Annotated in this window: 29 protein-coding genes; 11 read left to right on the top strand and 18 right to left on the bottom strand. The window is 72.6% G+C overall.

The genetic code is table 11. From position 1 onward, the window contains the following. Positions 1 to 59 precede the first annotated feature (59 nt). Entirely contained in the window at positions 60 to 212 is a 153-nt protein-coding gene (locus ACFWP3_RS19790; RefSeq protein WP_215149874.1) for a hypothetical protein, read from the top strand. Positions 213 to 329: 117 nt separating this feature from the next. Here ACFWP3_RS19790 and ACFWP3_RS19795 read toward each other — a convergent pair whose 3' ends face one another. The 4 genes from ACFWP3_RS19795 to ACFWP3_RS19810 form a co-directional block, all read right to left on the bottom strand. Then, positions 330 to 935, bottom strand: coding sequence for a MarC family protein (locus ACFWP3_RS19795; RefSeq protein WP_384222606.1), 606 nt, complete (start codon positions 933 to 935; stop codon positions 330 to 332). Positions 936 to 1,021: 86 nt separating this feature from the next. Further along, positions 1,022 to 1,885: a PHP domain-containing protein gene (locus ACFWP3_RS19800; protein WP_384222608.1), complete on the bottom strand. Its 864-nt coding sequence runs from the start codon at positions 1,883 to 1,885 to the stop codon at positions 1,022 to 1,024. Positions 1,886 to 2,048: 163 nt separating this feature from the next. After that, positions 2,049 to 2,693, bottom strand: a complete 645-nt coding sequence (locus ACFWP3_RS19805; protein ID WP_384222610.1) for a DUF6758 family protein — start codon at positions 2,691 to 2,693, stop codon at positions 2,049 to 2,051. 58 nt (positions 2,694 to 2,751) lie between these two features. After that, positions 2,752 to 3,336: a suppressor of fused domain protein gene (locus tag ACFWP3_RS19810; protein ID WP_384222613.1), complete on the bottom strand. Its 585-nt coding sequence runs from the start codon at positions 3,334 to 3,336 to the stop codon at positions 2,752 to 2,754. 380 nt (positions 3,337 to 3,716) lie between these two features. Between ACFWP3_RS19810 and ACFWP3_RS19815 the strand changes: the two genes are divergently transcribed. Then, positions 3,717 to 4,832: a magnesium and cobalt transport protein CorA gene (locus tag ACFWP3_RS19815; protein WP_384222616.1), complete on the top strand. Its 1,116-nt coding sequence runs from the start codon at positions 3,717 to 3,719 to the stop codon at positions 4,830 to 4,832. 32 nt (positions 4,833 to 4,864) lie between these two features. After that, complete coding sequence (locus tag ACFWP3_RS19820) at positions 4,865 to 5,380, top strand: hypothetical protein (RefSeq protein WP_384222619.1); 516 nt, start codon at positions 4,865 to 4,867, stop codon at positions 5,378 to 5,380. Between the two features lie 17 nt (positions 5,381 to 5,397). Here ACFWP3_RS19820 and ACFWP3_RS19825 read toward each other — a convergent pair whose 3' ends face one another. Further along, complete coding sequence (locus tag ACFWP3_RS19825; protein ID WP_384222622.1) at positions 5,398 to 6,168, bottom strand: hypothetical protein; 771 nt, start codon at positions 6,166 to 6,168, stop codon at positions 5,398 to 5,400. A 233-nt stretch (positions 6,169 to 6,401) separates the two neighbouring features. Between ACFWP3_RS19825 and ACFWP3_RS19830 the strand changes: the two genes are divergently transcribed. The 3 genes from ACFWP3_RS19830 (at position 6,402) to ACFWP3_RS19840 (ending at position 9,570) form a co-directional block, all read left to right on the top strand. After that, positions 6,402 to 7,673: a magnesium transporter MgtE N-terminal domain-containing protein gene (locus ACFWP3_RS19830; RefSeq protein ID WP_384222625.1), complete on the top strand. Its 1,272-nt coding sequence runs from the start codon at positions 6,402 to 6,404 to the stop codon at positions 7,671 to 7,673. Positions 7,674 to 7,860: 187 nt separating this feature from the next. Next, complete coding sequence (locus ACFWP3_RS19835) at positions 7,861 to 8,367, top strand: DUF1003 domain-containing protein (RefSeq protein WP_384222707.1); 507 nt, start codon at positions 7,861 to 7,863, stop codon at positions 8,365 to 8,367. Positions 8,368 to 8,409: 42 nt separating this feature from the next. Further along, a complete protein-coding gene (locus ACFWP3_RS19840) occupies positions 8,410 to 9,570 on the top strand; it encodes an Mrp/NBP35 family ATP-binding protein (RefSeq protein WP_384222628.1) in 1,161 nt (386 codons plus the stop codon). Between the two features lie 63 nt (positions 9,571 to 9,633). On the opposite strand, the gene ACFWP3_RS19845 is transcribed toward ACFWP3_RS19840, so the two are convergent. The 5 genes from ACFWP3_RS19845 to sigE form a co-directional block, all read right to left on the bottom strand. Continuing rightward, on the bottom strand, positions 9,634 to 10,335 hold the full coding sequence (locus ACFWP3_RS19845; protein WP_384222631.1) for a hypothetical protein: 702 nt from the start codon (positions 10,333 to 10,335) through the stop codon (positions 9,634 to 9,636). A 115-nt stretch (positions 10,336 to 10,450) separates the two neighbouring features. Next, positions 10,451 to 10,924 carry a sec-independent translocase gene (locus ACFWP3_RS19850; protein ID WP_384222634.1) on the bottom strand — a complete coding sequence of 158 codons (474 nt, stop codon included), beginning with the start codon at positions 10,922 to 10,924 and terminating at the stop codon, positions 10,451 to 10,453. Positions 10,925 to 11,042: 118 nt separating this feature from the next. Then, positions 11,043 to 12,377, bottom strand: a complete 1,335-nt coding sequence (locus ACFWP3_RS19855) for a S1C family serine protease (RefSeq protein WP_384222637.1) — start codon at positions 12,375 to 12,377, stop codon at positions 11,043 to 11,045. Between the two features lie 54 nt (positions 12,378 to 12,431). Beyond that, positions 12,432 to 13,094, bottom strand: coding sequence for an anti-sigma factor family protein (locus ACFWP3_RS19860; RefSeq protein WP_384222639.1), 663 nt, complete (start codon positions 13,092 to 13,094; stop codon positions 12,432 to 12,434). Beyond that, on the bottom strand, positions 13,091 to 13,870 hold the full coding sequence (sigE, locus tag ACFWP3_RS19865) for an RNA polymerase sigma factor SigE (RefSeq protein WP_384222641.1): 780 nt from the start codon (positions 13,868 to 13,870) through the stop codon (positions 13,091 to 13,093). Before sigE ends, ACFWP3_RS19860 begins: the two co-directional genes overlap by 4 nt. 178 nt (positions 13,871 to 14,048) lie before the next feature. Between sigE and ACFWP3_RS19870 the strand changes: the two genes are divergently transcribed. Further along, positions 14,049 to 14,711, top strand: a complete 663-nt coding sequence (locus ACFWP3_RS19870; protein WP_069921811.1) for an O-methyltransferase — start codon at positions 14,049 to 14,051, stop codon at positions 14,709 to 14,711. A gap of 43 nt (positions 14,712 to 14,754) precedes the next feature. Here ACFWP3_RS19870 and ACFWP3_RS19875 read toward each other — a convergent pair whose 3' ends face one another. Next, complete coding sequence (locus ACFWP3_RS19875) at positions 14,755 to 15,372, bottom strand: hypothetical protein (protein ID WP_384222644.1); 618 nt, start codon at positions 15,370 to 15,372, stop codon at positions 14,755 to 14,757. A gap of 192 nt (positions 15,373 to 15,564) precedes the next feature. Beyond that, positions 15,565 to 15,732, bottom strand: a complete 168-nt coding sequence (locus ACFWP3_RS19880) for a DUF3117 domain-containing protein (RefSeq protein WP_003966491.1) — start codon at positions 15,730 to 15,732, stop codon at positions 15,565 to 15,567. Positions 15,733 to 16,064: 332 nt separating this feature from the next. Here ACFWP3_RS19880 and ACFWP3_RS19885 point away from each other — a divergent pair, with 332 nt between their 5' ends. After that, the gene (locus tag ACFWP3_RS19885) at positions 16,065 to 16,868 is read left to right on the top strand and encodes an enoyl-CoA hydratase/isomerase family protein (protein WP_384222646.1); all 804 of its coding nucleotides are present in this window, start codon (positions 16,065 to 16,067) and stop codon (positions 16,866 to 16,868) included. Between the two features lie 15 nt (positions 16,869 to 16,883). On the opposite strand, the gene ACFWP3_RS19890 is transcribed toward ACFWP3_RS19885, so the two are convergent. Continuing rightward, the gene (locus ACFWP3_RS19890; protein WP_384222648.1) at positions 16,884 to 17,465 is read right to left on the bottom strand and encodes a DNA-3-methyladenine glycosylase I; all 582 of its coding nucleotides are present in this window, start codon (positions 17,463 to 17,465) and stop codon (positions 16,884 to 16,886) included. After that, complete coding sequence (locus ACFWP3_RS19895) at positions 17,462 to 17,824, bottom strand: DivIVA domain-containing protein (RefSeq protein ID WP_384222650.1); 363 nt, start codon at positions 17,822 to 17,824, stop codon at positions 17,462 to 17,464. The genes ACFWP3_RS19890 and ACFWP3_RS19895 overlap by 4 nt, the downstream gene beginning before the upstream one ends. Positions 17,825 to 17,900: 76 nt before the next feature. On the opposite strand from ACFWP3_RS19895, the gene folP reads away from it, so the two are divergent. Further along, positions 17,901 to 18,761 (top strand): dihydropteroate synthase, encoded by an 861-nt coding sequence (gene folP / locus ACFWP3_RS19900; RefSeq protein WP_384222652.1) that lies wholly within the window; start codon positions 17,901 to 17,903, stop codon positions 18,759 to 18,761. A 100-nt stretch (positions 18,762 to 18,861) separates the two neighbouring features. Here the strand turns inward: folP and ACFWP3_RS19905 are convergent, their stop codons facing one another. Continuing rightward, positions 18,862 to 19,620, bottom strand: coding sequence for a TIGR00730 family Rossman fold protein (locus ACFWP3_RS19905; RefSeq protein WP_384222654.1), 759 nt, complete (start codon positions 19,618 to 19,620; stop codon positions 18,862 to 18,864). A 64-nt stretch (positions 19,621 to 19,684) separates the two neighbouring features. Next, positions 19,685 to 20,764, bottom strand: coding sequence for a succinyl-diaminopimelate desuccinylase (gene dapE / locus ACFWP3_RS19910; protein ID WP_384222657.1), 1,080 nt, complete (start codon positions 20,762 to 20,764; stop codon positions 19,685 to 19,687). A 76-nt stretch (positions 20,765 to 20,840) separates the two neighbouring features. Here dapE and ACFWP3_RS19915 point away from each other — a divergent pair, with 76 nt between their 5' ends. Both ACFWP3_RS19915 and ACFWP3_RS19920 read left to right on the top strand, forming a co-directional pair. Next, on the top strand, positions 20,841 to 21,812 hold the full coding sequence (locus ACFWP3_RS19915) for a hypothetical protein (RefSeq protein ID WP_384222659.1): 972 nt from the start codon (positions 20,841 to 20,843) through the stop codon (positions 21,810 to 21,812). A gap of 373 nt (positions 21,813 to 22,185) precedes the next feature. Continuing rightward, complete coding sequence (locus ACFWP3_RS19920; RefSeq protein ID WP_384222661.1) at positions 22,186 to 22,602, top strand: ATP-binding protein; 417 nt, start codon at positions 22,186 to 22,188, stop codon at positions 22,600 to 22,602. Between the two features lie 74 nt (positions 22,603 to 22,676). On the opposite strand, the gene dapC is transcribed toward ACFWP3_RS19920, so the two are convergent. Beyond that, complete coding sequence (gene dapC / locus ACFWP3_RS19925; protein ID WP_384222663.1) at positions 22,677 to 23,771, bottom strand: succinyldiaminopimelate transaminase; 1,095 nt, start codon at positions 23,769 to 23,771, stop codon at positions 22,677 to 22,679. A gap of 107 nt (positions 23,772 to 23,878) precedes the next feature. Continuing rightward, positions 23,879 to 24,208, bottom strand: a complete 330-nt coding sequence (gene fdxA / locus ACFWP3_RS19930; RefSeq protein WP_030868357.1) for a ferredoxin — start codon at positions 24,206 to 24,208, stop codon at positions 23,879 to 23,881. Positions 24,209 to 24,295: the final 87 nt, after the last annotated feature.

The raw sequence follows: 24,295 nt of genomic DNA on the forward strand, positions 1-24,295 counted from the left end.
TGCCGTCTACACTTCGTTATACCTACGCAAGGAGAAACACCGACGAAGGGAGAAGCCCCATGCGCTTCGAGATTCTGCGCCTGGACGACGTCGACGGATCCGCCGTGGACAGCACCGTCGTGGACGCGGCCTCCGTCAACCGGATCGTGCAGCAGGCCGCGGCCGTCGGCCAGCGCATCCTGATCCGACCGGCTGAGACGGCGTCCTGCTGACGCCCACCACCACCGCACGGACGTAGACGCCCCCGCACCGGACCGGTGCGGGGGCGTTCGCATGTCCACGACGGGACGGGACGGGCGGGACGGGGGCCGGGACGGGCCCGTCGCGCGTCAGGCGCCGCGTACGACCTGGAGCACGCCGTTGATGATCTGCTGGACGGCGATCGCGGAGAGCATCATGCCGGCGAGCCGCGTCACCAGGACCACGCCGCCGTCCCTGATGACCCGGATGATCACCAGCGAGTAGCGCATGGTCAGCCACAGCACGACGTGCATGGCGATGATCGCGCACCACACCGACAGCTGGCCGCCGAAGCCGTCGGCCTTCTGCACGGCCAGGATCACGGACACGATCGCACCGGGACCGGCCAGCAGCGGCATGCCCAGCGGGACGAGCGCGACGTTGACGTCCTTGGTCTGCTTGGGCTCGTCGGTCTTGCCGGTGAGCAGGTCGAGCGCGATGAGCAGGAGCAGCAGACCACCGGCGATCATCAGCGCCGGCACGGACACGTGCAGGTAGTCCAGGATCTGCTGGCCGCAGATCCCGAAGACGGCGATGACGCCGAAGGCCACGCAGACGGCCTGCCAGGCCATCTTGCGCTGCACCTTGGCGGGGCGCCCGGAGGTGAGGGCGAGGAAGATCGGCGTGATCCCCGGGGGGTCCATAATCACAAAAAGCGTGAGAAAAAGGGATCCGAAGACGGCGAAGTCGAACACAGTGATGCCTTGCAGGAGAGAGGGGTGTCGCGAAGAGAACGCGCAGAGAAAAGGGGTGGGACGGGTGGAGCTGAGCCCAGGACTCGCTAACCCACGCGTCCGCCGGCGCCGGGCACCGGGAAGGCCCCCGTCGCACGGCGCGTGATCTCGCCGTAGATCTCGGGGTCGGTGGTGTACTCCCCGAGCCGGCAGGTCTTGCGGCTGCCGTGGTAGTCGCTGGAGCCGGTGGTCAGCAGTCCGAGGTCCGCCGCCAGGCCGCGCAGCCGCGCGCGGGTGCCGGTGTCGTGGTCCATGTGGTCCACCTCGATGCCGTCCAGGCCCGCGGCCGCCAGCTCCGCTATCGCGGCCTCGGGCACGCACTCGCCGCGCTTGACGGCGGCGGGGTGGGCGAAGACGGTGACCCCGCCGGCCGCCTTGACCAGGCGGATGGCGTCGAAGGGGTCCAGCTCGTGCTTCTCGGCGTACGCGCGGCCGCCGTCGGCGAGCCAGTCGGGCGTGAAGGCGTCCGAGACGGTGGGTACGACGCCCAGCTCGACCAGCGCGGTCGCGATGTGCGGCCGCCCCACCGAGCCCTCCCCGGCGATCCGGGCCACCTGCTCCCAGGTGACGTCCACGCCGAGCGCCCGGAGCTTGCCGACCATGGCCTGGGCGCGCGGGGTGCGGTCGTCCCGTACGAGCTCGCGCTCACGGGCGAGCTCGGGCTCCTGCGGGTCGAAGAGGTACGCGAGCATGTGCAGCCCGACCCCGTCGAGCCGGCAGGACAGCTCGGCCCCGGTCACCAGCGTCAGCCCGGCGGGCAGCGCGGCGACGGCCTCGGCGTACCCGCCCACGGTGTCGTGGTCGGTCAGCGCGACCACGTCCAGCCCGGCCGCGGCGGCATTGCGCACCAGCTCGGCGGGGGTGTCCGTACCGTCGGAAGCCGTGGAGTGGGCGTGCAGGTCGATGCGCACAGCCGGGCTCCAGGGGTGGTGGTACGGAAGGGGGGCACTCCAGGATAGCCGGGCCGAAGGACCCCGCGGGCAACGGGCCCCCGGGCCCTGGCCTGGCACTGCGCCCCCGCGCCCTGGCCTGCACTGCGCCCCCGCGCCCTGGCCGGGCAGTGCGCCCGTGTGCCTAGCCCGGCCCGAGGATGCGGGGGCTCAGTGCCCCGCACGGCAGCAGTTCGAGCTCGGCTCCCGCGTCGCGGAGGTCGGTGAGGACGAGTTCGTCGTACATCAGCAGCCCGGACTGCTCCGGCCAGACGATCGCCCACAGCCACAGGCCGCGCGCCTCGCCCGCGAAGACGGCCCGGTCGTCGGGGGCTCCCTTGAGGTGCCACAGCGGGGTCGGGCGGCCGGCCGCGACCACCTTGGCGTGCGGCGGCGCCGAGACGTCGAGGTGCGAGCCGGGGTCCGGGCCGTCGATGCCCGCGAAGCGCGCGCCGAGGCCCACTCCCAGCTCCTCGGCGACCAGCAGCAGCTCGCCCATGCCGCCCAGCGGGCCGGGACCCGAGCAGGCCACCGCCGTCGCCCGGCCCCCGCTGCGGTCGTCACCGGCGGAGGCGACCCCGGTGAACAGCCATCCCACCGGCAGCGGCCACGGCATCCACACCGGCACGCGCGTCCGGTGCACGACCACGCTGAGGCCTTCGACGCTGGGCGGGATGACGGGTTGCAGAGGGTAGACAGCGCCGTGCACCGCGCACTGCCAGGAGTCGGAGAAGAGACCGGGCGCTCTGACCCGGCCACCGCACTTCGGGCAACTTGGTTCGCCCCTCATAAGAAGCCACGCTCCTCCCCGCCCGGCGCGCCGTCAAGACGCGATCACCCGTCCGGGCTCAGTCCAGTGCGACTGCGGTACGCAGAGGATCCCGCAGATCCGTGCCGCGCGCGAGCCAGCGTTCCTGAAGAGCGGATGCCCCGTGCACCCTCTTCCACGCGGCCTCGTTCGCCGTCATCGGCAGCAGCGGGAGGAAGCGGACCGGGTCCATGGGCTCGTCCAGCTCCAGGTCCTCCACCAGACCGCCCGGCTCCGCCACCAGGACGGAGCTGAACGGCGCGCCCTCCCAGAGGGGTTCACCCACCTCCAGGGAGGCCCCGGGGGCCACGATCAGCCCTTCGACCTGCGGTGACGCGGCCAGTACCGCGAGCGGCCTGAGCAGTTTGTCCGTGGCCGCCAGCCCGGCGCGCACGGTCAGCACCAGCTCGGCGCGCGGCCCGCGCACGGGGTCGGCGACCACGGCGGTCGGATCGGTCATCGGGTGCGCGGACATCCCGAGGGTCGCGTACCGCACGAGGTCGCCCTCGGTGAAACGGAGTACCTCGATACGGTCGGTGCCCAGGAAGGTGACGGCGGCGCGTGCGTCGGGTACGCCGAACGCGGTGTGCAGCCGAGCCTCCACGAGGGCCAGAATTTCTGCCATGGAGCGAGCATAGAACTCGTATCAGCCGGGTAAAGGACGCGTCTTGACCATCCGTCGGCTGATAGTGTTGACAGCTGGTCGGGGCCGCGCTGAAGAAGCGCTGGTGGCACGCTCCGGCGACAGGACGTCCCTCACGGGGGACCGGCCGGAGGAGGTGGGGCTGCGATGGATCGAAGTCGACCGTGCAGTACCAATCGCTCTTCCACTTCTGTGACGGGCGTCTCCCGCCCCCTTTGATCTCCTGATCAGTAGAAGAGCGACGGCAGAACTTTGTCCTCCCGTCCTGTTCCCTCCCCCCTGCCCGGGCCTGCGCGTCCTCCGGCGGCGGTGAGGGTCTCCCACCCGCACGGTCCGCAGCCGTGCGCGCGAAGGAGCCTGCCATGTCGATGCTGCCCTACCTGCGTGCGGCCGTCCGTCCGTCGCTGCGCAAGTCCACCCCCGCACAGCCCCGGTACGACACCACCCGCGACCCGTCGGCGAGCAGCGCGGTCGTCGACTGCGCCGTGTACCGCGACGGCCGGCGCGTGCTGGGCCCCGTCTGCCTGACGCCCCGTGAGGCGATCCGCAGGGTCCGCGAGGACGGCGGCTTCGTCTGGATCGGCCTGCACGAGCCGACCGAGGAGGAGTTCGCGGGGATCGCGGCCACCTTCGGCCTGCACCCGCTGGCGGTCGAGGACGCGGTGCACGCGCACCAGCGGCCGAAGCTGGAACGCTACGACGACACCCTCTTCACCGTCTTCAAGACGATCCACTACGTCGAGCACGCCGAACTGACCGCCACCAGCGAGGTGGTGGAGACCGGCGAGGTGATGTGCTTCACCGGCCCCGACTTCGTTATTACCGTCCGGCACGGCGGGCAGGGCTCCCTCAAGGGCCTGCGCCACCGCCTCCAGGACGATCCCGACCTGCTCTCCAAGGGCCCCTCCTCGGTCCTGCACTCCATCGCCGACCACGTCGTCGACGGGTACATCGCGGTCGCGGCGGCCGTGCAGGACGACATCGACGAGGTGGAGAGCGAGGTCTTCGCCGCCCCCGCGAAGGGCGCCGCGCGCGGCGGCGACGCGGGCCGCATCTACCAGCTCAAGCGCGAGGTGATGGAGTTCAAGCGGGCCGTCTCGCCGCTGCTGCGTCCGATGGAGCTGCTCAGCGAGCGGCCGATGCGGCTGGTGGACCCCGACATCCAGAAGTACTTCCGCGACGTCGCCGACCACCTGGCGCGGGTGCACGAGCAGGTGGTGGGCTTCGACGAGCTGCTGAACTCGATCCTCCAGGCCAACCTCGCGCAGGCGACGGTCGCCCAGAACGAGGACATGCGCAAGATCACCTCCTGGGCGGCGATCATCGCCGTGCCCACGATGATCTGCGGGGTCTACGGGATGAACTTCGAGCACATGCCCGAGCTCCAGTGGAAGTACGGCTACCCGATGGTGATGGCCTCGATCGTCGGCATCTGCTTCACGATCCACCGGACGCTGCGCCGCCACGGCTGGCTCTGAGGCCCGTACGGCCCTCCCCTACTCTGGTGCGCATGACTCTCAGCGCGCTCGACCTGGCCCTCGTCGAGGAGGCCACCAAGAAGTCCGGCCTGATCTGGGTCCGCGGGACCGGGGCCGACCGCGCCCTGTGGCACGCCTGGGTGGAGGGTGCGGCCCACGTACTGGGCGACGGGCCCGGCGAACAGCCGTTCCCCGGGCTCGCCGACGGTGCGACCGCCGAGGTGACCGTGCGGAGCAAGGACAAGGGCGGCCGTCTGGTGGCCTGGACGGCGAGGGTACGTGAGCTCCCGCCGCGCGGCGAGGAGTGGGCGGCCGCGGTCGCCGAGCTCAAGGGCAAGCGGCTGAACGCGCCCGACTCCGAGGAGATGACGGAGCGGTGGGCGCGGGAGTGCCGCCTGCTGCGGCTGGAGCCGGAGTCGGTCCGTACGGAGCTGCCGGCCGGATCGCTGGCCGCGGCCCCGCTGGACTCCCCCGCGATCACCCGCAAGCCGATCCCGGCGCACCTGCCGAAGCTCCTGCTGAAGCGGAAGAAGACCTCTTCCCGCTAGGACCCCGCCGGGACCCGCTACGGCTTGGCCGGGTTCGAGCCCTGGCCGGAGCCCTTGGTCCCGCCTTCCTTCGTGGTCGGCAGCTGGGACCCGTAGTCCACGGTCTGGTCCTGCGCCGGCGGGTCGAGCGGGAAGGCCTTGCCCCACTCCGCGAGCTCCACCCGGCCGGCGCCCCCCGCGCGCTCCATGAGCAGCGGGTACGGGGTCCCCTCCAGGGAGACCGAGAGCTTGCCGCCCTTGCCCTCGTCCGCCGTGACCTGGACCGCGCGGGTGGATCCGACCTTCGTGTACGAGCCCTTGGCGAGCTTGCCCTCGAGGCCCAGCAGCCCGTCCAGCAGGACGTCCATGTCGGTGAAGCCGCGGAACTGCTTGTAGGAGGGGTCGCCCTCGGGCACCTTCACGTACTTGTCGCCGAGCTTCCCGGCCGAGTCGGACTGCCCCCAGAACGCCGCGCTCGCCTTCAAGTACAGCTGCTCCCCCACCCGCAGCAGCTGGAAGGTGTCGTCCTGGGACTTCACCTCGCCGGAGCCGCCGTCGGACTTGAGCCGCATGTCGAGCGTGAAGGACTTGCCTCCGCTCACCAGCGTGCCGGACAGGTGCACCGAGTCGGCCTCGCCGGCCGCCGCCTTCGCCTTCGCCTCGATCTTGTCGGCGGAGAGCTTGCCGATCCCGTTCGTCCCCTCGTCGGGATTCTCCCCGCAGCCCGTACCGGTGACGGCGAGGCCCGCGCACAGCGCACCGATGAAGGCGGCCCGGCGCAGCCGCACGGCAGGGAAGTAGGCGGTCACGTACGCGTGCCTCTCGTCGGTCGCGGGCCGGGGTACTCCCCAGCCTCCGGCCGGGGGCACCCCCACCCAGCGGTGGCTGGGGGAGCAGCAGGCAGCGTACCCGTCCGCGGACCGCGCGCCGCCAACCCCCCGGAGGGACCCCGTGCGGACCGCCCCACCAGGACGGTTGCGCGGGGCACGGGCTAGCCTGAGGGGCGGCAGGACTGTTGGTTCACGCTCTAGGAGGCGCTCGGATGGTTGCAGGCGCCCCGCGGATCTTCGTCTCGCATCTGTCGGGTGTGCCCGTCTTCGACCCCAACGGCGACCAGGTCGGCCGCGTCCGCGACCTCGTCGCGATGCTGCGCGTCGGAGGCCGCCCGCCGCGGCTGCTGGGCCTGGTGGTCGAGGTGGTCAGCCGGCGCCGGATCTTCCTGCCGATGACCCGGGTCACGGGTGTGGAGTCGGGTCAGGTCATCACCACCGGCGTGGTCAACATGCGGCGCTTCGAGCAGCGCCCCACCGAGCGGCTGGTCCTCGGCGAGCTGCTGGACCGGCGGGTGAAGCTGAACGCGACCGGCGAGGAGGTCACCGTCCTGGACGTGGCCATCCAGCAGCTGCCGGCCCGCCGGGACTGGGAGATCGACAAGATCTTCGTACGGAAGGGCAAGGCCGGTGCGCTGCGCCGGCGCGGCGAGGCCCTGACGGTGGAGTGGTCGGCGGTGACCGGCTTCTCGCTCGAGGAGGAGGGGCAGGGCGCCGAGAACCTGGTCGCCACCTTCGAGCAGATGCGCCCGGCCGACGTGGCGAACGTCCTGCACCACCTGTCGCCGAAGCGGCGCGCCGAGGTGGCGAGCGCCCTCGACGACGACCGGCTCGCGGACGTCATGGAGGAGCTGCCCGAGGACGAGCAGGTGGAGATCCTCGGCAAGCTGAAGGAGGAGCGCGCCGCCGACGTCCTGGAGGCGATGGACCCGGACGACGCGGCCGACCTGCTCTCCGAGCTGCCCGAGGACGACAAGGAGCGGCTGCTGACGCTGATGCAGCCGGACGACGCGGCCGACGTGCGGCGCCTGATGTCCTACGAGGAGCGGACGGCGGGCGGTCTGATGACCACCGAGCCGATCGTGCTGCGGCCCGACGCGACGGTCGCGGACGCGCTGGCCCGCGTACGGCAGGCGGACCTGTCGCCGGCGCTGGCGGCGCAGGTGTACGTGTGCCGGCCGCCGGACGAGACGCCGACGGGCAAGTACCTGGGCACGGTGCACTTCCAGCGGCTGCTGCGGGATCCGCCGTTCACCCTGGTCAGTTCGATCGTGGACACCGACCTGCCGCCGCTGCGGCCGGACGCCTCGCTGCCGGTGGTGACCAGCTACCTGGCCGCCTACAACATGGTGGCCGTCCCGGTCGTCGACGAGAGCGGCTCGCTGCTGGGCGCGGTGACGGTGGACGACGTACTGGACCACTTGCTGCCGGACGACTGGCGCGAGACGGACTTCCACTCGGAGGAGGCCGTGCGTGGCCGGTGAGCGGGGGCGCGGCGAGCAGTCGCGCGAGCGGCGGCGCGAGCAGATCCGGGAGCGCCGCGAGGCGGCCCGGCAGTCCGCGCGCGAGCACGGGCTGGCCGACGCGGCCGAACGGGTGGAGCGTTCCTCGTTCGAGCGCGGCGAGCGGGCGAAGGCCGGCCAGTTCGGCCCGTCGACCGGTTCGAGCGCGCTGACGCGCTCGCGGGTCCGGCTGGACCTGCCGCGCCCGGCGCGCCGGCGCCTGCTGCCCGAGTACGACCCGGAGGCCTTCGGGCGGCTGTCGGAGCGGGTGGCGCGGTTCCTCGGCACGGGCCGGTTCATCGTCTGGATGACGGTCGTCATCATCGTCTGGGTGCTGTGGAACATCTTCGCGCCGGACGACCTGCGGTTCGACGAGTACCCGTTCATCTTCCTGACGCTGATGCTGTCGCTCCAGGCCTCGTACGCCGCCCCGCTGATCCTGCTGGCGCAGAACCGGCAGGACGACCGCGACCGGGTCAACCTGGAGCAGGACCGCAAGCAGAACGAGCGGTCCATCGCCGACACGGAGTACCTGACGCGGGAGATCGCGGCGCTGCGGATGGGCCTGGGCGAGGTGGCGACACGCGACTGGATCAGGTCCGAGTTCCAGGACCTGATCAAGGAGATGGACGAGCGGCGGCTATTCCCGCCGGAACGTGACGAAGGCGACCGCTGACGGGCTTACCTGCGCCGTGCTACCGCGCCGTACCATCGGGTCATGGCTACCGACACAAGCTCCGCCGCCGTGCCTGAGCAGGACGCGATCCTGGACGCGCTGGCGACGGTGAACGACCCTGAGATCCACCGGCCGATCACCGAGCTCGGCATGGTGAAATCGGTGGAGATCGGCGACGGCGGCGCGGTCGCCGTCACGGTCTACCTGACCGTGTCGGGCTGCCCCATGCGCGAGACCATCACCAAGAACGTCACCGAGGCCGTCGAGCGGGTCGCGGGCGTCACCTCGGTCGCCGTGTCCCTGGACGTGATGAGCGACGAGCAGCGCAAGGACCTGGCGGCCACGCTGCGCGGCGGGACCGCCGAGCGCGAGGTGCCCTTCGCGAAGCCGGGCTCGCTGACCCGCGTGTACGCGGTCGCGTCCGGCAAGGGCGGCGTCGGCAAGTCCTCGGTCACCGTCAACCTGGCCGCGGCGATGGCCGCGGACGGCCTGAAGGTCGGCGTGGTCGACGCGGACATCTACGGCCACAGCGTGCCGCGGATGCTCGGCGTGGAGGGCCGTCCGACCCAGGTCGAGAACATGATCATGCCGCCGTCGGCGCACGGCGTGAAGGTCATCTCCATCGGCATGTTCACCCCGGGCAACGCGCCGGTGGTGTGGCGCGGCCCGATGCTGCACCGGGCGCTCCAGCAGTTCCTGGCGGACGTGTTCTGGGGCGACCTGGACGTGCTGCTGCTGGACCTGCCGCCGGGCACCGGTGACATCGCGATCTCGGTGGCCCAGCTGGTGCCGAACGCGGAGATCCTGGTGGTCACCACCCCGCAGCAGGCCGCCGCCGAGGTGGCGGAGCGGGCCGGCTCGATCGCCGTGCAGACCCACCAGAAGATCGTCGGCGTCGTCGAGAACATGTCGGGCCTGCCGTGCCCGCACTGCGACGAGATGGTGGACGTGTTCGGCTCGGGCGGCGGCCAGAAGGTCGCCGACGGCCTGACCAAGACGGTCGGCGCGACCGTCCCGGTCCTCGGCTCCATCCCGATCGACGTCCGCCTGCGCGAGGGCGGCGACGAGGGCAAGCCGGTCGTCCTGTCCGACCCTGACTCCCCGGCGGGCGCGGCGCTGCGCGCGATCGCGGGCAAGCTGGGCGGCCGCGCGCGCGGCCTGTCGGGCATGTCCCTGGGCATCACGCCCAGGAACAAGTTCTGACACGACGGTCTCGGACCACGCACAAGGGCACCGCCGGCCGGCGGTGCCCTTCCGCGTAGCCGCCTACTCGTACGTGGCGAGGTCCGCGATCGCCGAGAAGCCGAGCCCGTACGCGCTCATCCCGCGCCCGTAGGCGCCCAGGTGGACCCCGCTCCCGGTGGACCCGGCCAGCACCCACCCGAACTCGGACTCGCGGTAGTGGAACGGCGTCGGCTCCCCGTCCACCGGCAGCGACAGCGTCGACCAGTCCTCGCCGCCGAGATCGTCCGCGAGCTCCCAGGCGGCCTCGGTCTGCTGGTCGAGCCAGTCGCTGCGCAGGGAGTGGTCCATCTGCCCGGGCCAGCTGTAGGCCAGCAGCCCGGAGCCGGCCAGCCAGGCCGCGGAGGAGACCGAGGTGGCCTCCAGGGTGCCGGTGCCGTCCCCGCTGCGGCGCACCGGGTTGCTGGCGACGGTGACGACCACCGCGAAGCGCTCCTTCTCGCCGGTGGCGATCTCGCCGCGCGCGGACGGCTCGTCGCCGTGACCGGTGGACCCGTGCTCGACGGTGCCGTCGGCGGCCGTGCCCACCTGCATGAGCCAGCGGGGCCCGGTGAAGGCCTCGTCCAGCCCGTACCAGGGGAAGTCCGCCGCGAGGAAGCCCTCGGCGGTCCGGCGGGCCGCCGGGACGGGTGCGGCGGCCTCCGGCGGCTGTGCGGTGGTCTGCGGTTCCTGAGCGGGTGCGGCGGCGGTCTGCGCCCCTACCCTGCTGCTGCTCGTCGTCTCCATCTGACCGGCCTCTCGTTCCGTGGGGCCCGGAACGGCCAGCCCCCCTCGGGCGTCCTGGGTCCGGACAACAGATGGAGGATAGCCATCCGACCCCGGATCGCCGGGCAGGCTGCGCTCAGGTGGCGTCGGCGTCGAAGCGGGCGCTCCCCCGGCTACCGCCGGGAGGTGCCCCCAGCTCCGCGGCCGGGGCGGCGGGCTTCTTCAGCAGGTCCGGGCCGGTGGCGCCGGGCGCGGCGGACGGGCCGGCGGCGGGCGCCGCGGCGTCCGTCTCCTTGCTGTTCACGGCGTCGGTGACGTCGTTCAGCTCCTTGCGGAGGTCGAAGCTGCTGCGGATCTCCTTGAGGTCCTCGTTCTCGCCCAGCTGCTTGCGGATGAAGGCCTTCGGGTTCAGGTCCTCGAACTCGAAGTCCTTGAACTCCGGACCGAGTTCGGACCGGATGTCCTGCTTGGCGCTGTCGGAGAACGCGCGGATCTTCCGGACGACGCCGGTGACGTCCTGGATGACCTTGGGCAGCTTGTCCGGGCCGAAGACGAGGATGGCGAGCACCACGATCGTGACGAGTTCGAGTGCGCCTATGTCGTTGAACACCTTGCCGCTCCTCGGCTCTCTGTCACTTCGGGCCCGGACACACGGTACCCGGCGTTCCCACCGGGCCCCTACCTGCGTACCGGTTCAATACCGGTTTCTCCCGTACGTCATCTGCCGGTCACGAGCCGTTCGCCGACCCGAGGACCAGTTCCAGTGTCCTCTCCCTGCCGTCGCGCAGGACGGTGAGGGTCAGCGGATCGCCCGGCCGGTGGGCCCTGATCTTGATGATCAGCTCGTCGCCGCCGCGCACGCGCTGGCCGTTCACCTTGGCGATCACATCGCCGGCCTTGATCCCGGCGCGGGCGGCCGGGCCGTCGGCGACCACGGCAGGCTTGCCGTCCTCGCCCTTGTCCCCGACCCGGGCCCCGTCGCCCGCGTACTCCATGTCGAGGGTGACGCCGATGACGGGGTGCGTGGCGCGGCCGGTGCGGATGAGCTCCTCGGCGACGCGCTTGCCCTGGTTGATCGGGATGGCGAAGCCGAGTCCGATGGAGCCGCCCTGGCGGGCGGGGTCGTCCTTGTCGGCGCCGCGGATCGCGCTGTTGATGCCGACCACGTGGGCCTTGGCGTCCAGGAGGGGGCCGCCGGAGTTCCCCGGGTTGATCGGGGCGTCGGTCTGGAGGGCGTCGACGTAGCTGATGTCGCTGCCGTCGCCCTTGTCGCCGCCCGCGGTGACGGGCCGGCCGGTGGCGCTGATGATGCCCGCGGTGACGGTGTTGGACAGGTCGAACGGGGCGCCGATGGCCACGACCGGGTCGCCGACCCGTACGTTCTCGGAGTTGCCGAGGCTCAGGGGCTGCAGGCCCCGGACCCCGCTGACCTTGACCACGGCCAGGTCGTAGCCGGAGTCGCGGCCCACCAGCTCGGCGCTGACGCTCTCGCCGCTGCTGAAGGTGACCGCTATCTCCTTGGCGTCGGCGACCACGTGGTTGTTGGTCAGGATGTGGCCCTGCTGGTCCAGGACGAAGCCGGTGCCCGTACCGCTGCCGGAGGTGCCCCGTACGTGCAGGGTGACCACGCCGGGCAGGGCGGTGGCGGCGATGCCCGCGACGCTGTCCGGGGCGCGGCCCTTGTCGGCGACGGCGCCGGCCTGGGGCAGCTCGAGGCGGGTGCTGCTCTGGCGCTCCGCGAGGACGCCGAGGTATCCGCCGATCCCGCCCGCGAGCAGGGCCGTCCCGGCGGCGAGGGCCGCCACCTGCCACAGCCGGAAGCCGCGCCCCTGCCGGCCCCGGTCCACGACCTGCAGCGGCTGCTCGCCCCAGGGGTCGTAGCGCACCTCGGGGACCGGCGCCGGGGCCTGGGCCGGGCCGGCCGCTTCGGGCAGCGGGGCGGGGACCCCTTCGCCGCCTTCGGGGCGCGGGGCCGGAACCCCCTCGCGGCCGGCGTCGGCCGCCGTGCCCTCGGGCCGGCTCCACCACTGTGGAGCCGGGTCGGTCTGCTGCCTGTCGGCCATCGGCGCTCCCCGCGTACTTGTGCGCATGTGCCGCAGATTCAACCAGGTCCCGGGTCAGCGCAGCAGGGAGACCGGGCGGGCCGTACCCGGCGGGGAGGGGTGGAGCGGCGGGAGCGGGGTCGCCGCGGTCGACAGGAGCGTCGGGACGGCGGCCGGGGTCGGCATCCGGTCGCGGACGAAGGCGTCGGCCACCGTCGCGTCGTTCACCGATGCGCCCGGGCCGGGCCGGGACGCGGGCGCGGGGGAATCGCCCCGCAGGGAGGGGTCCACGGTCTCCAGCGGCATCGCACCGCCCAGCGCGAGCGCGGCGAGGGACACCGCTCCGGCGGCGGCGAACGCGAACCGGCGGCGCGGACGGCCCACCTCGTGGATCCGGAAGCCTTCCTGCTGCGGCCGGGCGGCCGGGGGCAGGGCGTAGGCGAAGGAGGCCAGCGGGTCGCCGGCGGGGGGACCCCCGGGGCCCGGCGGTCCGTCGAAGCCGCCGCCCGGCAGCCCCTGCAGACGTGCGAGCAGCCCGGCGGACAGCGGCGGCGGCGCGCTCTCCACGAACATGGTCTTCAGCCGGCGCTGGGCATCGGCCTCGGCCTTGCACTTGGCACAGGTGGCCAGGTGGGCCAGGACCCGCTCGCGCGCGTCGTGGTTCAGCTCGCCGTCGACGAGGGCGGCGAGCCGGTCGCCCAGGTGCTGCTCGGCAGGGGACGGACTGACTCCGCTCACTCGGCTCCGCCCTCTCCCCCGGTCCCCGGCGCGCCCACGGCCACCCCGGCGAGCGCGCGCTGCTCGGCGCGGGCTTCGGGGGACCGGTGCTTGAGCGCCTTGCGCAGGTGCGAGCGGCCCCGGTGGATGCGGCTGCGCACGGTGCCGAGCTTCACGCCGAGCGTGGCGGCGATCTCCTCATACGACAGGCCCTCGATGTCGCACAGCACCACGGCGGCGCGGAACTCGGGCGCGAGGGTGTCCAGCGCCTGCTGGACGTCCGCGTCAAAGTGGGTGTCGTGCAGGACCTGCTGGGGGGACGGCTCGCGGCTGGGCAGCCGCTCGGCGGCGTCGTCGGCGAGCGCGTCGAAGCGGATGCGCTGCTTGCGGCGGACCATGTCCAGGAACAGGTTGGTCGTGATGCGGTGCAGCCAGCCCTCGAAGGTGCCGGGCGTGTACGTCGACAGCGAGCGGAAGACGCGGACGAAGACCTCTTGGGTCAGGTCCTCGGCATCGTGCTGGTTGCCCGTCAGACGGTAGGCAAGACGGTAGACCCGCGCACTGTGCGTGCTGACGATCTCCTCCCACGAAGGAGGGGTCCACGCCTGGGAGCCCGCATCGGCGGCGAAGGTCGCGGTGGTTGCGGTGGCTGCGGTGTGGAAGCGGTCAGCGGTGTCGGTCACGGATTTCGGCTCGCCAGCCGACCAGAAGAGGCGTCTCAACACGCCTCCACGATCCACAGGCGCAGCCGCACCTCCCCTGTCGGCTCTGGTGGTGTCCAGCGGAGTCCCTACCATAGCCACCCCCTCCGTCAGCTCCGGATAAGCGTTTTTGCATTAACTTTGCACGGCTCGCGGGCTCCGGAAGGGTCCGGACCGGCGATCTGCCCGGCCCCGTCCCTTCTGATCCCGCCCACACCCCACTCAACGCCCGGTCCCATCTGCGGGTTCCCGACGTCAACGGATACAGTCACCGTTGCGCCAACTATGGGGACAGGAGAGGGTCATTACCGGCAACCGGCAGACGAGCTGGGCGTTCGCCGACGCGTTTGTCGCCGAGGACGACGCTCTGCGATGGGCCCGCGACCGGTCCAGGGAAGCGGGCCTGCGCTCGGTCTCCCCCGGTACCGGGGCCGCGCTGCGCCTGCTCGCCGCCACCGCGGACGCCAAGGCGGTCGCCGAGATCGGCACCGGAACGGGCGTATCCGGCATCCACCTGCTCCACGGGATGCGCCCCGACGGCGTGCTGACCACGGTGGATCCCGAAGCCGACCGGCAGGCCTTCGCCCGCCAGGCCTTCCGCGCCGCCGGCTTCGCGGGCAACCGCGCGCGCTTCATCCCCGGCCGGGCGCTCGACGTACTCCCCCGCCTCGCCGACGGCGGGTACGACCTCGTCTTCTGCGACGGCGACCCGGCCGAGTCCCTCGACTACCTCGCTGAATCGTTGCGCCTGCTGCGGCCCGGCGGACTGGTGTGCTTCGAGGGGGTCTTCTCCGACGGCCGTACGGTCGACTCCTCGGCCCAGCCGGTGGAGGTGCTCCGCGTCCGCGAACTGCTGCGCAGCGTCCGGGAGAGCCCCGCCCTGGAGGCCGCGCTGCTCCCCGTGGGCGACGGACTGCTGTGCGCCGTACGGCGCTAGCGCCCGCCGCCCGATCCCGGCCGGGTCAGCGCAGCCGGGCGAATCAGCGCAGCAGGGCGAAGGTGAGTGCCGCCGTCCCGCCCAGGGCGGTCCCGGCGATCAGCTGAGCGGCCGTGTGCGCCCGCAGCGCCAGCCGGGACCAGCCGATGGCGGCCGCGATCAGCGCCGCCGGGAGGACCGGCGGGCCGAAGACGAGCAGCAGGATCATCACGGTGCCGCCGGCCACCGACATGTGGATGGATATCTGCCAGCCGACGGTGACCAGCAGGGCGGACACCAGCCCGGCGAGCATCGCCACGACCAGCGCGAACACGTCCGCCGGGGCGCCCAGGGCGTGCAGCAGGACGATCCCGGCGGCGACGGAGAGCAGGCTCAGGGCCATCGGGACGACCCGCTGCCGCCGCACCCGGATGTGCTGGTCGGTCAGCGCCCCGCGCCGCACGCCGAGCGCGATGATCCCGATCGGGACCACCCCGCAGAACAGGGCGGCGAGCAGTCCCCAGCCGAGGCCGGACCAGGAACCGGTGGCGTGCCAACCGATCAGCAGGAGCAGGGCGACCACGAGGTTCGCCGGGGCGAGGACGTCGGAGAGGATCCGGGCGGCCTTCAGGCGGGGGGTGCAGTCCGCGAAGGCGGGCGGCGCGGGCGGGGAGAACGTCACGTCACTGCTCCGGCAATCGGGATCACGGTCATGGGCCTGGTCCTGCTCCGTCTTCCGGCCCTGCTCCTGCTCCTGGCCCTGGCCCTGGCCCCGGCCCCGGCCCCGGCCCGGCCCCGGACACAACGCTGCCCCGGCCGCTCACGAGCGGTCGGGGCAGCGCAGAGAACGCAGAATGCAGATGGTGCCGAAAGGTCAGCCGACGACCTTCTTCAGGGCGTCACCCAGGGCGTCCGCCTCGTCCGGGGTCAGCTCGACGACGAGCCGACCGCCGCCCTCGAGCGGTACGCGCATGACGATGCCCCGCCCCTCCTTGGTGACCTCGAGCGGGCCGTCGCCCGTCCGCGGCTTCATGGCCGCCATGCTCGTTCCCCTTCCTGAAACCAGCTCATCGTCAGCCGACGGCCCCATTCAGGCGCCTAGTACCCGGCATCGAACACATTGCTTCCCAGCCATTATCCCGCATGTCAGGACCCGATGACCAACATCGGCCGGGAACGCTTGGGCAACGCGCTCGGCCAAAACCACTCATTTCGGGGACCCGCCTGCGATACTTCGCCCCCGCTCCCGGTGAACGGCGTCGGCTTTCTTTGACGCACATCACATGTGCGCCTGCCGTCCGGTCCGCCATGCTGGCCCTTGCACCGGCCGGTACCGGCCGGTAGCCATCCCGCGACGAAGGGGGACCCCCTGCCATGGCCGACAGCGTGCTCTACGAAGTGACCGACGGACTCGCGACCATCACGATCAACCGCCCGGACGCGATGAACGCCATGAACACGGAGGCCAAGGTCGCCCTGCGCGACGCGGCCCTCGCGGCGGCCGCGGACACCGCGGTGCGGGCCGTGCTGCTGACCGCGGCCGGCAATCGGGCGTTCTGCGTGGGCCAGGACCTCAAGGAGCACATCGGAAACCTGGCGGCGGACCGCGAGGGCGGCTCCTCGCTCACGATGAGCACGGTCGCCGAGCACTACAACCCGATCGTCCGCGCGCTGACGCAGATGCCGAAGCCGGTGGTGGCCGGGGTCAACGGCGTGGCCGCCGGGGCGGGCTTCGGGTTCGCGCTCGCGGCCGACTTCCGGGTCGTCGCCGACACCGCGTCCTTCAACACCTCGTTCGCCGGGGTGGCGCTGACCGCCGACTCCGGGGTCTCGTGGACCCTGCCCCGCCTGATCGGCGCCTCCCGCGCGTCCGACCTGCTGCTCTTCCCGCGCTCGGTCAAGGCGCAGGAGGCGTACGAGCTGGGCATCGCCAACCGCCTGGTCCCCGCGGACTCCCTGCACGCCGAGGCGGAGGCCGTGGCCCGCGCGCTGGCGGCCGGACCGACGGTCGCCTACGCGGCCCTGAAGGAGTCGCTGGCGTACGGGGCCTCCCACTCGCTCGACGAGGCGCTCGGGCACGAGGACGTCCTCCAGACCCGCGCAGGGGCCTCCGAGGACCACTCCATCGCCGTCCAGGCCTTCCTCGCGAAGCAGCCGCCGCGGTACCTCGGCCGCTGATCCGAAAGAGACGGCCTACGCCTCGCGGGAGACGCAGCCCGCGAGGTGGTCGTTGACCAGGCCGCACGCCTGCATCAGGGCGTAGGCCGTGGTGGGTCCGACGAAGCGGATACCCGCCTTCTTCAGGGCCTTGGCCAGGGCCGTGGACTCCGGGGTGACCGCCGGCACGTCGGCGGTGCTCCTCGGGGCCCGGCCCCGCCGCTTCGGGGCGTGGGACCAGATCAGCTCGTCCAGTTCCCCGGGCTGCCAGCCGGCCAGCACCTTCGCGTTGGCGAGGGTGGCCTCGATCTTGGCCCGGTTGCGGATGATCCCCTCGTCCGCGAGCAGCCGCTCGGCGTCGGCCGGCCCGAACTCCGCGACCGCCGCGATCTCGAACTTCGCGAAGGCCTTACGGAACCCCTCGCGCCGCCGCAGGATGGTGATCCAGGACAGCCCGGACTGGAAGGCCTCCAGGCACAGCCGCTCGTACAGGGCGTCGTCCCCGTGGACCGGCTTGCCCCATTCGGTGTCGTGGTAGACGACGTAGTCCTCGGTGGACAGCCCCCAGGGACAGCGCAGACCGCCGTCCGGTCCGGCCACCAGCCCGGTACCGCTCACCGCTCGTCCTTGGAGAGGTCCACCCGGTCCTGCGGGGCGGGGGCGTCCGGGGCGGCGTGTGCGGCCGGTGCGGCCGCCGCCGTCAGCTGCGCGATCCGCGCGTCCCGCTCGGCCAGCTCGGCCGCCAGCCGCTCCAGTACGTCGTCCACCTCGGCCATGCGGTAGCCGCGCGGCGCGACCGGCAGCCGCAGGGCGTCGATGTCCGCCCGTACGACGGGCCGGGTCTCCGGCAGCCCGTCGGCCACCCGGTCCGGCTCCGCTTCCGGCAGGACGGCTTCCGAACCGCCGCCGATCACCGCCAGGGTGACCGCTGCCACGACCACGACCAGCGCGATCATCAAGAAGAAGAACACGATCAACTCCCCTGAGAGACTCCGGCCACCAGGTTAAGGTCGCAGGCGAGGCGCATGGGCCGCCGAAGGAGGAAAGAGCAGGATGCTGCGACTGGGCAGGCGCGAGTTCGACACCCACGAGCCGGTGATCATGGCCATCGTGAACCGGACTCCGGACTCCTTCTACGACCAGGGCGCGACGTTCCGCGACGAGCCGGCGCTCGACCGGGTCGAGCAGGCGGTCGCCGAGGGCGCCGCGATCATCGACATCGGCGGGGTCAAGGCCGGCCCGGGCGAGCACGTGGACGCGGCCGAGGAGGCGCGGCGCACGGTGGGCTTCGTGGCCGAGGTCCGGCGCCGCCACCCGGACGTGGTGATCAGCGTGGACACCTGGCGGCACGAGGTCGGCGAGGCCGTGTGCGAGGCCGGGGCCGATCTGCTGAACGACGCCTGGGGCGGGGTGGACCCCAAGCTGGCCGAGGTCGCGGCGCGGCACGGGGCCGGGCTGGTCTGCACCCACGCGGGCGGGGTCGAGCCGCGCACCCGGCCGCACCGGACCTCGTACGAGGACGTCATGGACGACATCCTGCGGGTCACGGTCGGCCTGGCCGAACGGGCGGAGGCCCTCGGGGTCCGCCGGGACGCGATCATGATCGACCCGGGGCACGACTTCGGGAAGAACACCCGGCACTCGCTGGAGGCCACGCGCCGGCTGGACGAGATGACGGCGACGGGCTGGCCGGTGCTGGTCTCCCTGTCCAACAAGGACTTCGTCGGCGAGACCCTCGACAAGCCGGTCAAGGAGCGCCTGCTGGGCACCCTGGCCACGACGGCCGTCTCGGCCTGGCTGGGCGCACAGGTCTACCGCGTCCACGAGGTCGCGGAGACCCGGCAGATCCTGGAGATGGTCCGCTCCATCCAGGGGCACCGGCCCCCGGCGGTGGCCCGCCGCGGCCTGGCCTGAGCCATCGCCGGCCGCAGGCCGGCGCAGCGGCCCGGAGCGCGCGGAGCGCCTGAACCGCCGCGGGGCCGGCCCGTGGGCCCGGCCCCGCGGCGTGCGGGTCCTACTTCCCGACTTCCTTCGTCACCAGCGCGATCGCCTCGTCCACGTCGTCCGTGACGTGAAACAGGTACAGGTCCTTCTCCGAGGCCTTGCCCTGGGCGATCACCGTGCCGCGCAGCCAGTCGACCAGCCCGCTCCAGTACTCCGTGCCGAACAGCACGATCGGGAAGCGGGTGATCTTCTGGGTCTGGACCAGGGTCAGCGCCTCGAACAGCTCGTCCAGCGTGCCGAGCCCGCCCGGCAGCACCACGAAGCCCTGGCTGTACTTCACGAACATCGTCTTGCGGACGAAGAAGTACCGGAAGTTCAGGCCGAGGTCGACGTGCTGGTTGAGCCCCTGCTCGAAGGGCAGCTCGATGCCCAGGCCGACCGAGACGCCGCCCGCCTCGCGGGCGCCCTTGTTGGCCGCCTCCATCGCACCGGGGCCGCCGCCGGTGATCACCGCGAACCCGGCGTCGACCAGCGCCCGCCCGATCCGCTCGCCCGCCTCGTACTCCGGCGTCCCCGCCGGGGTGCGGGCCGATCCGAACACGCTGATCGCGGGCGGCAGCTCGGCGAGCGTGCCGAAGCCCTCGATGAACTCCGACTGGATGCGCAGGACCCGCCAGGGATCGGTGTGCACCCACTCGGAAGGCCCGGCGGAGTCCAGCAGCCGCTGGTCCGTCGTACTGCCCGCCTTGATCTGGCTCCGCCTCCTCAGCACCGGGCCGAGCTGCTGCTCCTCGGGCCGACGACGAGCGGACCCTTCAGGGTTGCCCATGATGTGCTCCCTCCTGCTGATCGTTGGATCAGGGTAGGCGCACAAAGGTGACGGCAAGCGGAATTCAGGAGGTCAGCCAGGCGCGGAGTCGTTCCTCGCAGTGCAGGATCGCCTTCGTCTCGACGCGTTCGTCGACCTTGTGGGCCAGCAGCGCGTCGCCCGGGCCGTAGTTGACCGCGGGGACGCCGAGCGCGCTGAAGCGGGAGACGTCCGTCCAGCCGAACTTCGGCATGGCGCGGCCGCCGACCGCCTCCATGAAGGCCGCCGCGGCCGGGTGCGAGAGGCCGGGCAGGGCGCCGCCCGAGGAGTCGTCGACCACGAACTCGGCGATGTCGCAGTCCGCGAAGACCTCCCGTACGTGGGCGATCGCCTCGGCCTCGCTGCGGTCGGGGGCGTAGCGGAAGTTGACCGTCACCGTGCACGCGTCGGGGATGACGTTGTTGGCGACGCCGCCCTCGACGCGGACCGCGTTGAGGCCCTCGTGGTACTCCAGGCCGTCGATCACCGGCTTGCGCGGCTCGTACGCGGCCAGCCGCGCCAGGATCGGCGCCGCGGAGTGGATCGCGTTGGAGCCCATCCAGCTGCGCGCGGAGTGGGCGCGCTCGCCGGCGGTGCGCAGCAGCACCCGCAGGGTGCCCTGGCAGCCGCCCTCGACCTCGGCGTTCGAGGGCTCGAGCAGCACCGCGAAGTCGCCGGTCAGCCAGTCGGGGTGGGCTTCGGCGACCTTGCCCAGGCCGTTGAGGTCGGCGGCGACCTCCTCCTGGTCGTAGAAGACGAAGGTGAGGTCCCGGTTCGGCTCGGGGACGGTCGCCGCGATGCGCAGCTGCACGGCGACGCCGGACTTCATGTCCGTCGTGCCGCAGCCCCACAGGACGTCGTTCTCGTCGAGGCGGGAGGGGACGTTGTCGGCGATCGGCACGGTGTCGAGGTGGCCGGCGAGGACGACGCGCTCGGCGCGGCCGAGGTGCGTACGGGCGACGACGTTGTTGCCGAAGCGGTCCACGGTGAGGTGCGGGAGGGCCCGCAGCGCGCGTTCCACGAGATCGGCGAGTACCTTCTCGTCGCCGCTCACGGAGGGGATGTCGACGAGCCGGGCGGTCAGCTCGGCGGCGTCCAGGGTGAGGTCCAGCTCGGATTCGGGCATGAAACGACCCTAACGCCCCCACCCGGGGGGCCACCTCGTCGTCCGGCCGGTGGACACGTCATATGCCTCAAGTACGGTGGGCCGCGTGTCCGAATCCCGTGCTCCACGCCCCCGTCGCCGCAGGCCGCTCCGTGCGGCCGTAGGTCTGCTCGTCCTGTTCGCGGTGATCGGCTATTTCGCCGTGCAGCGGTACTCCAACGGCGGTGCCGGTGCCCCGTACTGCACGGCCACCGCGACCGCCGGCGGCGGGCAGAAGTACGAGATGACGCCCGAGCAGGCGGCGAACGCGGCGACGATAGCGGCCGTCGGCATCTCCAAGGGGCTGCCGGACCGGGCGGTGACCATCGCGCTGGCGACCGCCATGCAGGAGTCGGCCCTGCGCAACCTCGACCACGGCGACCGGGACTCGCTGGGCCTGTTCCAGCAGCGGCCCTCGATGGGCTGGGGCACTCCGGAGCAGATCACGGACCCGGTGTACTCGGCCGGGATCTTCTACGACCACCTCGTCGACGTTCCGGGGTACTCGCGGCTGCCGCTGACGGTGGCGGCGCAGAAGGTGCAGCGCAGCGGGTACCCGCAGGCCTACGCGAAGCACGAGACGGACGCGACGGTCCTGACGGCGGCCTTCGGCGAGGGCGGGGTGCTGTTCTGCTCGGGCCCGGCCCCGCTGAAGGGCGATCCGGAGAAGGTGAAGGCGGAGCTCGTACGGGCCTTCGGCAAGGAGGCGCTGGCCGGAAGCGGGGGCGCCGCGGGCGGGGCCGAGGCCGCCCGGACGGATCCGGGCGGGGCCGCGGAGCCGGAGATCAGGCTGCTGCTGAAGCGGGACGGCGGCGCGGCCGAGGAGCGCCGCGGCCGGGCGATGGCCCACTGGGCGGTGGCCCGGTCGCACGAGCTGGGCATCGCCCGGGTCTCGTACCGGGGCAGCGGGTGGGTCGGCGGGCAGGCCCGGGGCGTGTGGCAGAACAAGGGCGGCTCCTCCGGCAAATCCGGGGACGGCGATCCGCGTGGCGCCCTCGGCGACGAGGTCCGGATCTTCATCGCGCGCTGAGCCGCGGTCCGTCGGACCGGGGGCCGACGGGTCGCGGTCCGGCGGGTCGCGGTCCGGCGGGTCGCGAGCCGGCGGGTCGCGGTCCGTCGGACCGGGGGCCGGCGGGCCGCGAGCCGGCCGGACGCGAGCCGGCCGGACGCGCCCCGGAGGCACCCGGCCGTGCGTACGAGGTGTCACTCGTGCGGGGCCGGCCGGGACGGCGGCCGCGGCGCCGCGGAGCGACAGAAGGCCTGGTGGGCGCGCATCCAATGCGCTTGTCGCGGAAGCCGATTAAACGATGCGTTACCGATCTTTTACCCTTCGGCCCCGCAACTCCACCCGCCCCACGAGCGGTTGTACACGGCGTACTCAGCCGCTACCGCTTAGGAGCATCATGTCCCTCCCCCTGACCCGTCGGATCGCCCGCGCCGCGCTGCTCCTCGCAGCCGGGGCAGCACCCGTGGTCGGTGCGGCCGGCGCGGCCAGCGCCGCGGACGCCCCCGACGCCGCGGCCGCGACGACGGCGGCGGCCACGGACACGGCGAGCACCGCCGTCGAGGCCGTTCCGGCGGCCGCCCCCGCCGCCGGTCTGACCGAGACCGCGGGCGGCCTGCTCGGCGGCCTGCCCACCACGCAGCAGCTGCCGCCGGCCGGCGAGCTGGCGTCGGCCGGCGAACTGCCGGGCGGCCTCCCGGGCGGCCTCCCGGGTGGTCTCCCGGGCGGCCTCCCGGGTGAGCTGCCGGGCGGCCTGACGGGCGGGGGCCTGCCGGGCGGTCTCACGGGCGGCCTGCCCCAGCTGCCGCTGGGCTGACACACCGCGGGAACACCGAAGGGGCCGGGAGCGCGAACTCCCGGCCCCTTCGGGCTGTCCGGCCGCCGGAGCGGTCAGCCCAGGCGCTTGACCGCGGCCTCGACGCGCTCGTCGGTGGCGGTGAAGGCCACGCGCACGAACCGCGCGCCCGCCTCCCCGTAGAAGTCGCCGGGCGCGACCAGGATGCCCAGGTCGGCGAGGTGGGCCACGGTGTCCCAGCAGGGCTCGTCCCGGGTGACCCACAGGTAGAGGCTCGCCTCGCTGTGCTCGACCCTGAACCCGTGCGCCTCCAGCGCCGTGCGCAGCGCCGCGCGGCGGGCCGCGTAGCGGGCGCGCTGCTCCTCGACGTGCCGGTCGTCGCCGAGCGCCGCGACCGTGGCCGCCTGCACCGGGGCGGGGGTCATCATGCCGCCGTGCTTGCGGATCTCCAGCAGCTCGCCGAGCACGTCCGCGTCACCGGCGATGAAGGCGGCCCGGTAGCCGGCCAGGTTGGAGCGCTTGGAGAGCGAGTGGACGGCGACGAGGCCCTCGTACGACCCGCCGCAGACGTCGTCGTGCAGGACGGAGACCGGCTCGGCCTCCCAGCCCAGCTCCAGGTAGCACTCGTCGCTGAAGACCAGGATCCCGTGCTCGCGCGCCCACGCCACGATCCGGATGAGCTCGTCCTTCGCGAGGACCTTGCCGGTGGGGTTGGACGGGGAGTTGAGCCACAGCAGCTTCACGCCGGCCGGGTCGAGCTCGGTAGGGTCGTCGTAGACGACGGCCTCGGCGCCGCACAGCCGCGCGCCGACCTCGTACGTCGGGTACGCGAGCCGCGGGTAGGCGACCTTGTCGCCCGCGCCGAGACCCAGCTGGGTCGGCAGCCAGGCCACCAGCTCCTTGGAGCCGACGACCGGCAGGACGTTGCGGTGCTCGGCGGCGCTCGCGCCGAGGCGGCCGCGCAGCCAGCCGGTGATCGCGTCGCGCAGGGCCTCGGTGCCCCACACCGTCGGATAGCCCGGGGAGTCCGCGGCGCCGACCAGGGCGCGCTGGACCAGCTCGGGCACCGGGTCCACGGGCGTGCCGACCGACAGGTCGACGATGCCGTCCGCGTGGGCCGCCGCCGTCTTCTTGTACGGCTCCAGCTTGTCCCAGGGGAAGGCGGGAAGACGGTCGGATACTGCGGCCACGGTGCTCTCTGCTCTCTCTCGGTGCTGGACGCGAAGGTCGGGAAACACCTCGGTCCCGCGCGGCGGGCTGGCCGTACGGGACCGAGTGGCGCTCGTGCCGTGAACCCTCAGTGAGAAGGGTTGATGTCGGCGGGGAGCGCCGCGATGAAGGGGTGGTCCCGCTCGATCAGGCCCAGCTTCGAGGCACCACCGGGCGAACCGAGCTCGTCGAAGAACTCGACGTTCGCCTTGTAGTAGTCCTTCCACTCTTCCGGAGTGTCGTCCTCGTAGAAGATGGCCTCGACCGGGCAGACCGGCTCACACGCACCACAGTCGACGCACTCGTCCGGGTGGATGTACAAGGACCGCTGGCCCTCGTAGATGCAGTCGACGGGGCACTCTTCGATGCATGCCTTGTCCTTGACGTCGACACAAGGCTCCGCGATGACGTAGGTCACGCTCTCGTTCCTCCTCGGTAGGGCTTTCCATATCGCGCGGGAGCGCGGCGTCGTCGATGCCCGCACCTAGTATCTCCGTTCCCGGGC

The organism is Streptomyces sp. NPDC058525 (assembly GCF_042719495.1).
In the GTDB taxonomy this organism is placed as follows: domain Bacteria; phylum Actinomycetota; class Actinomycetes; order Streptomycetales; family Streptomycetaceae; genus Streptomyces.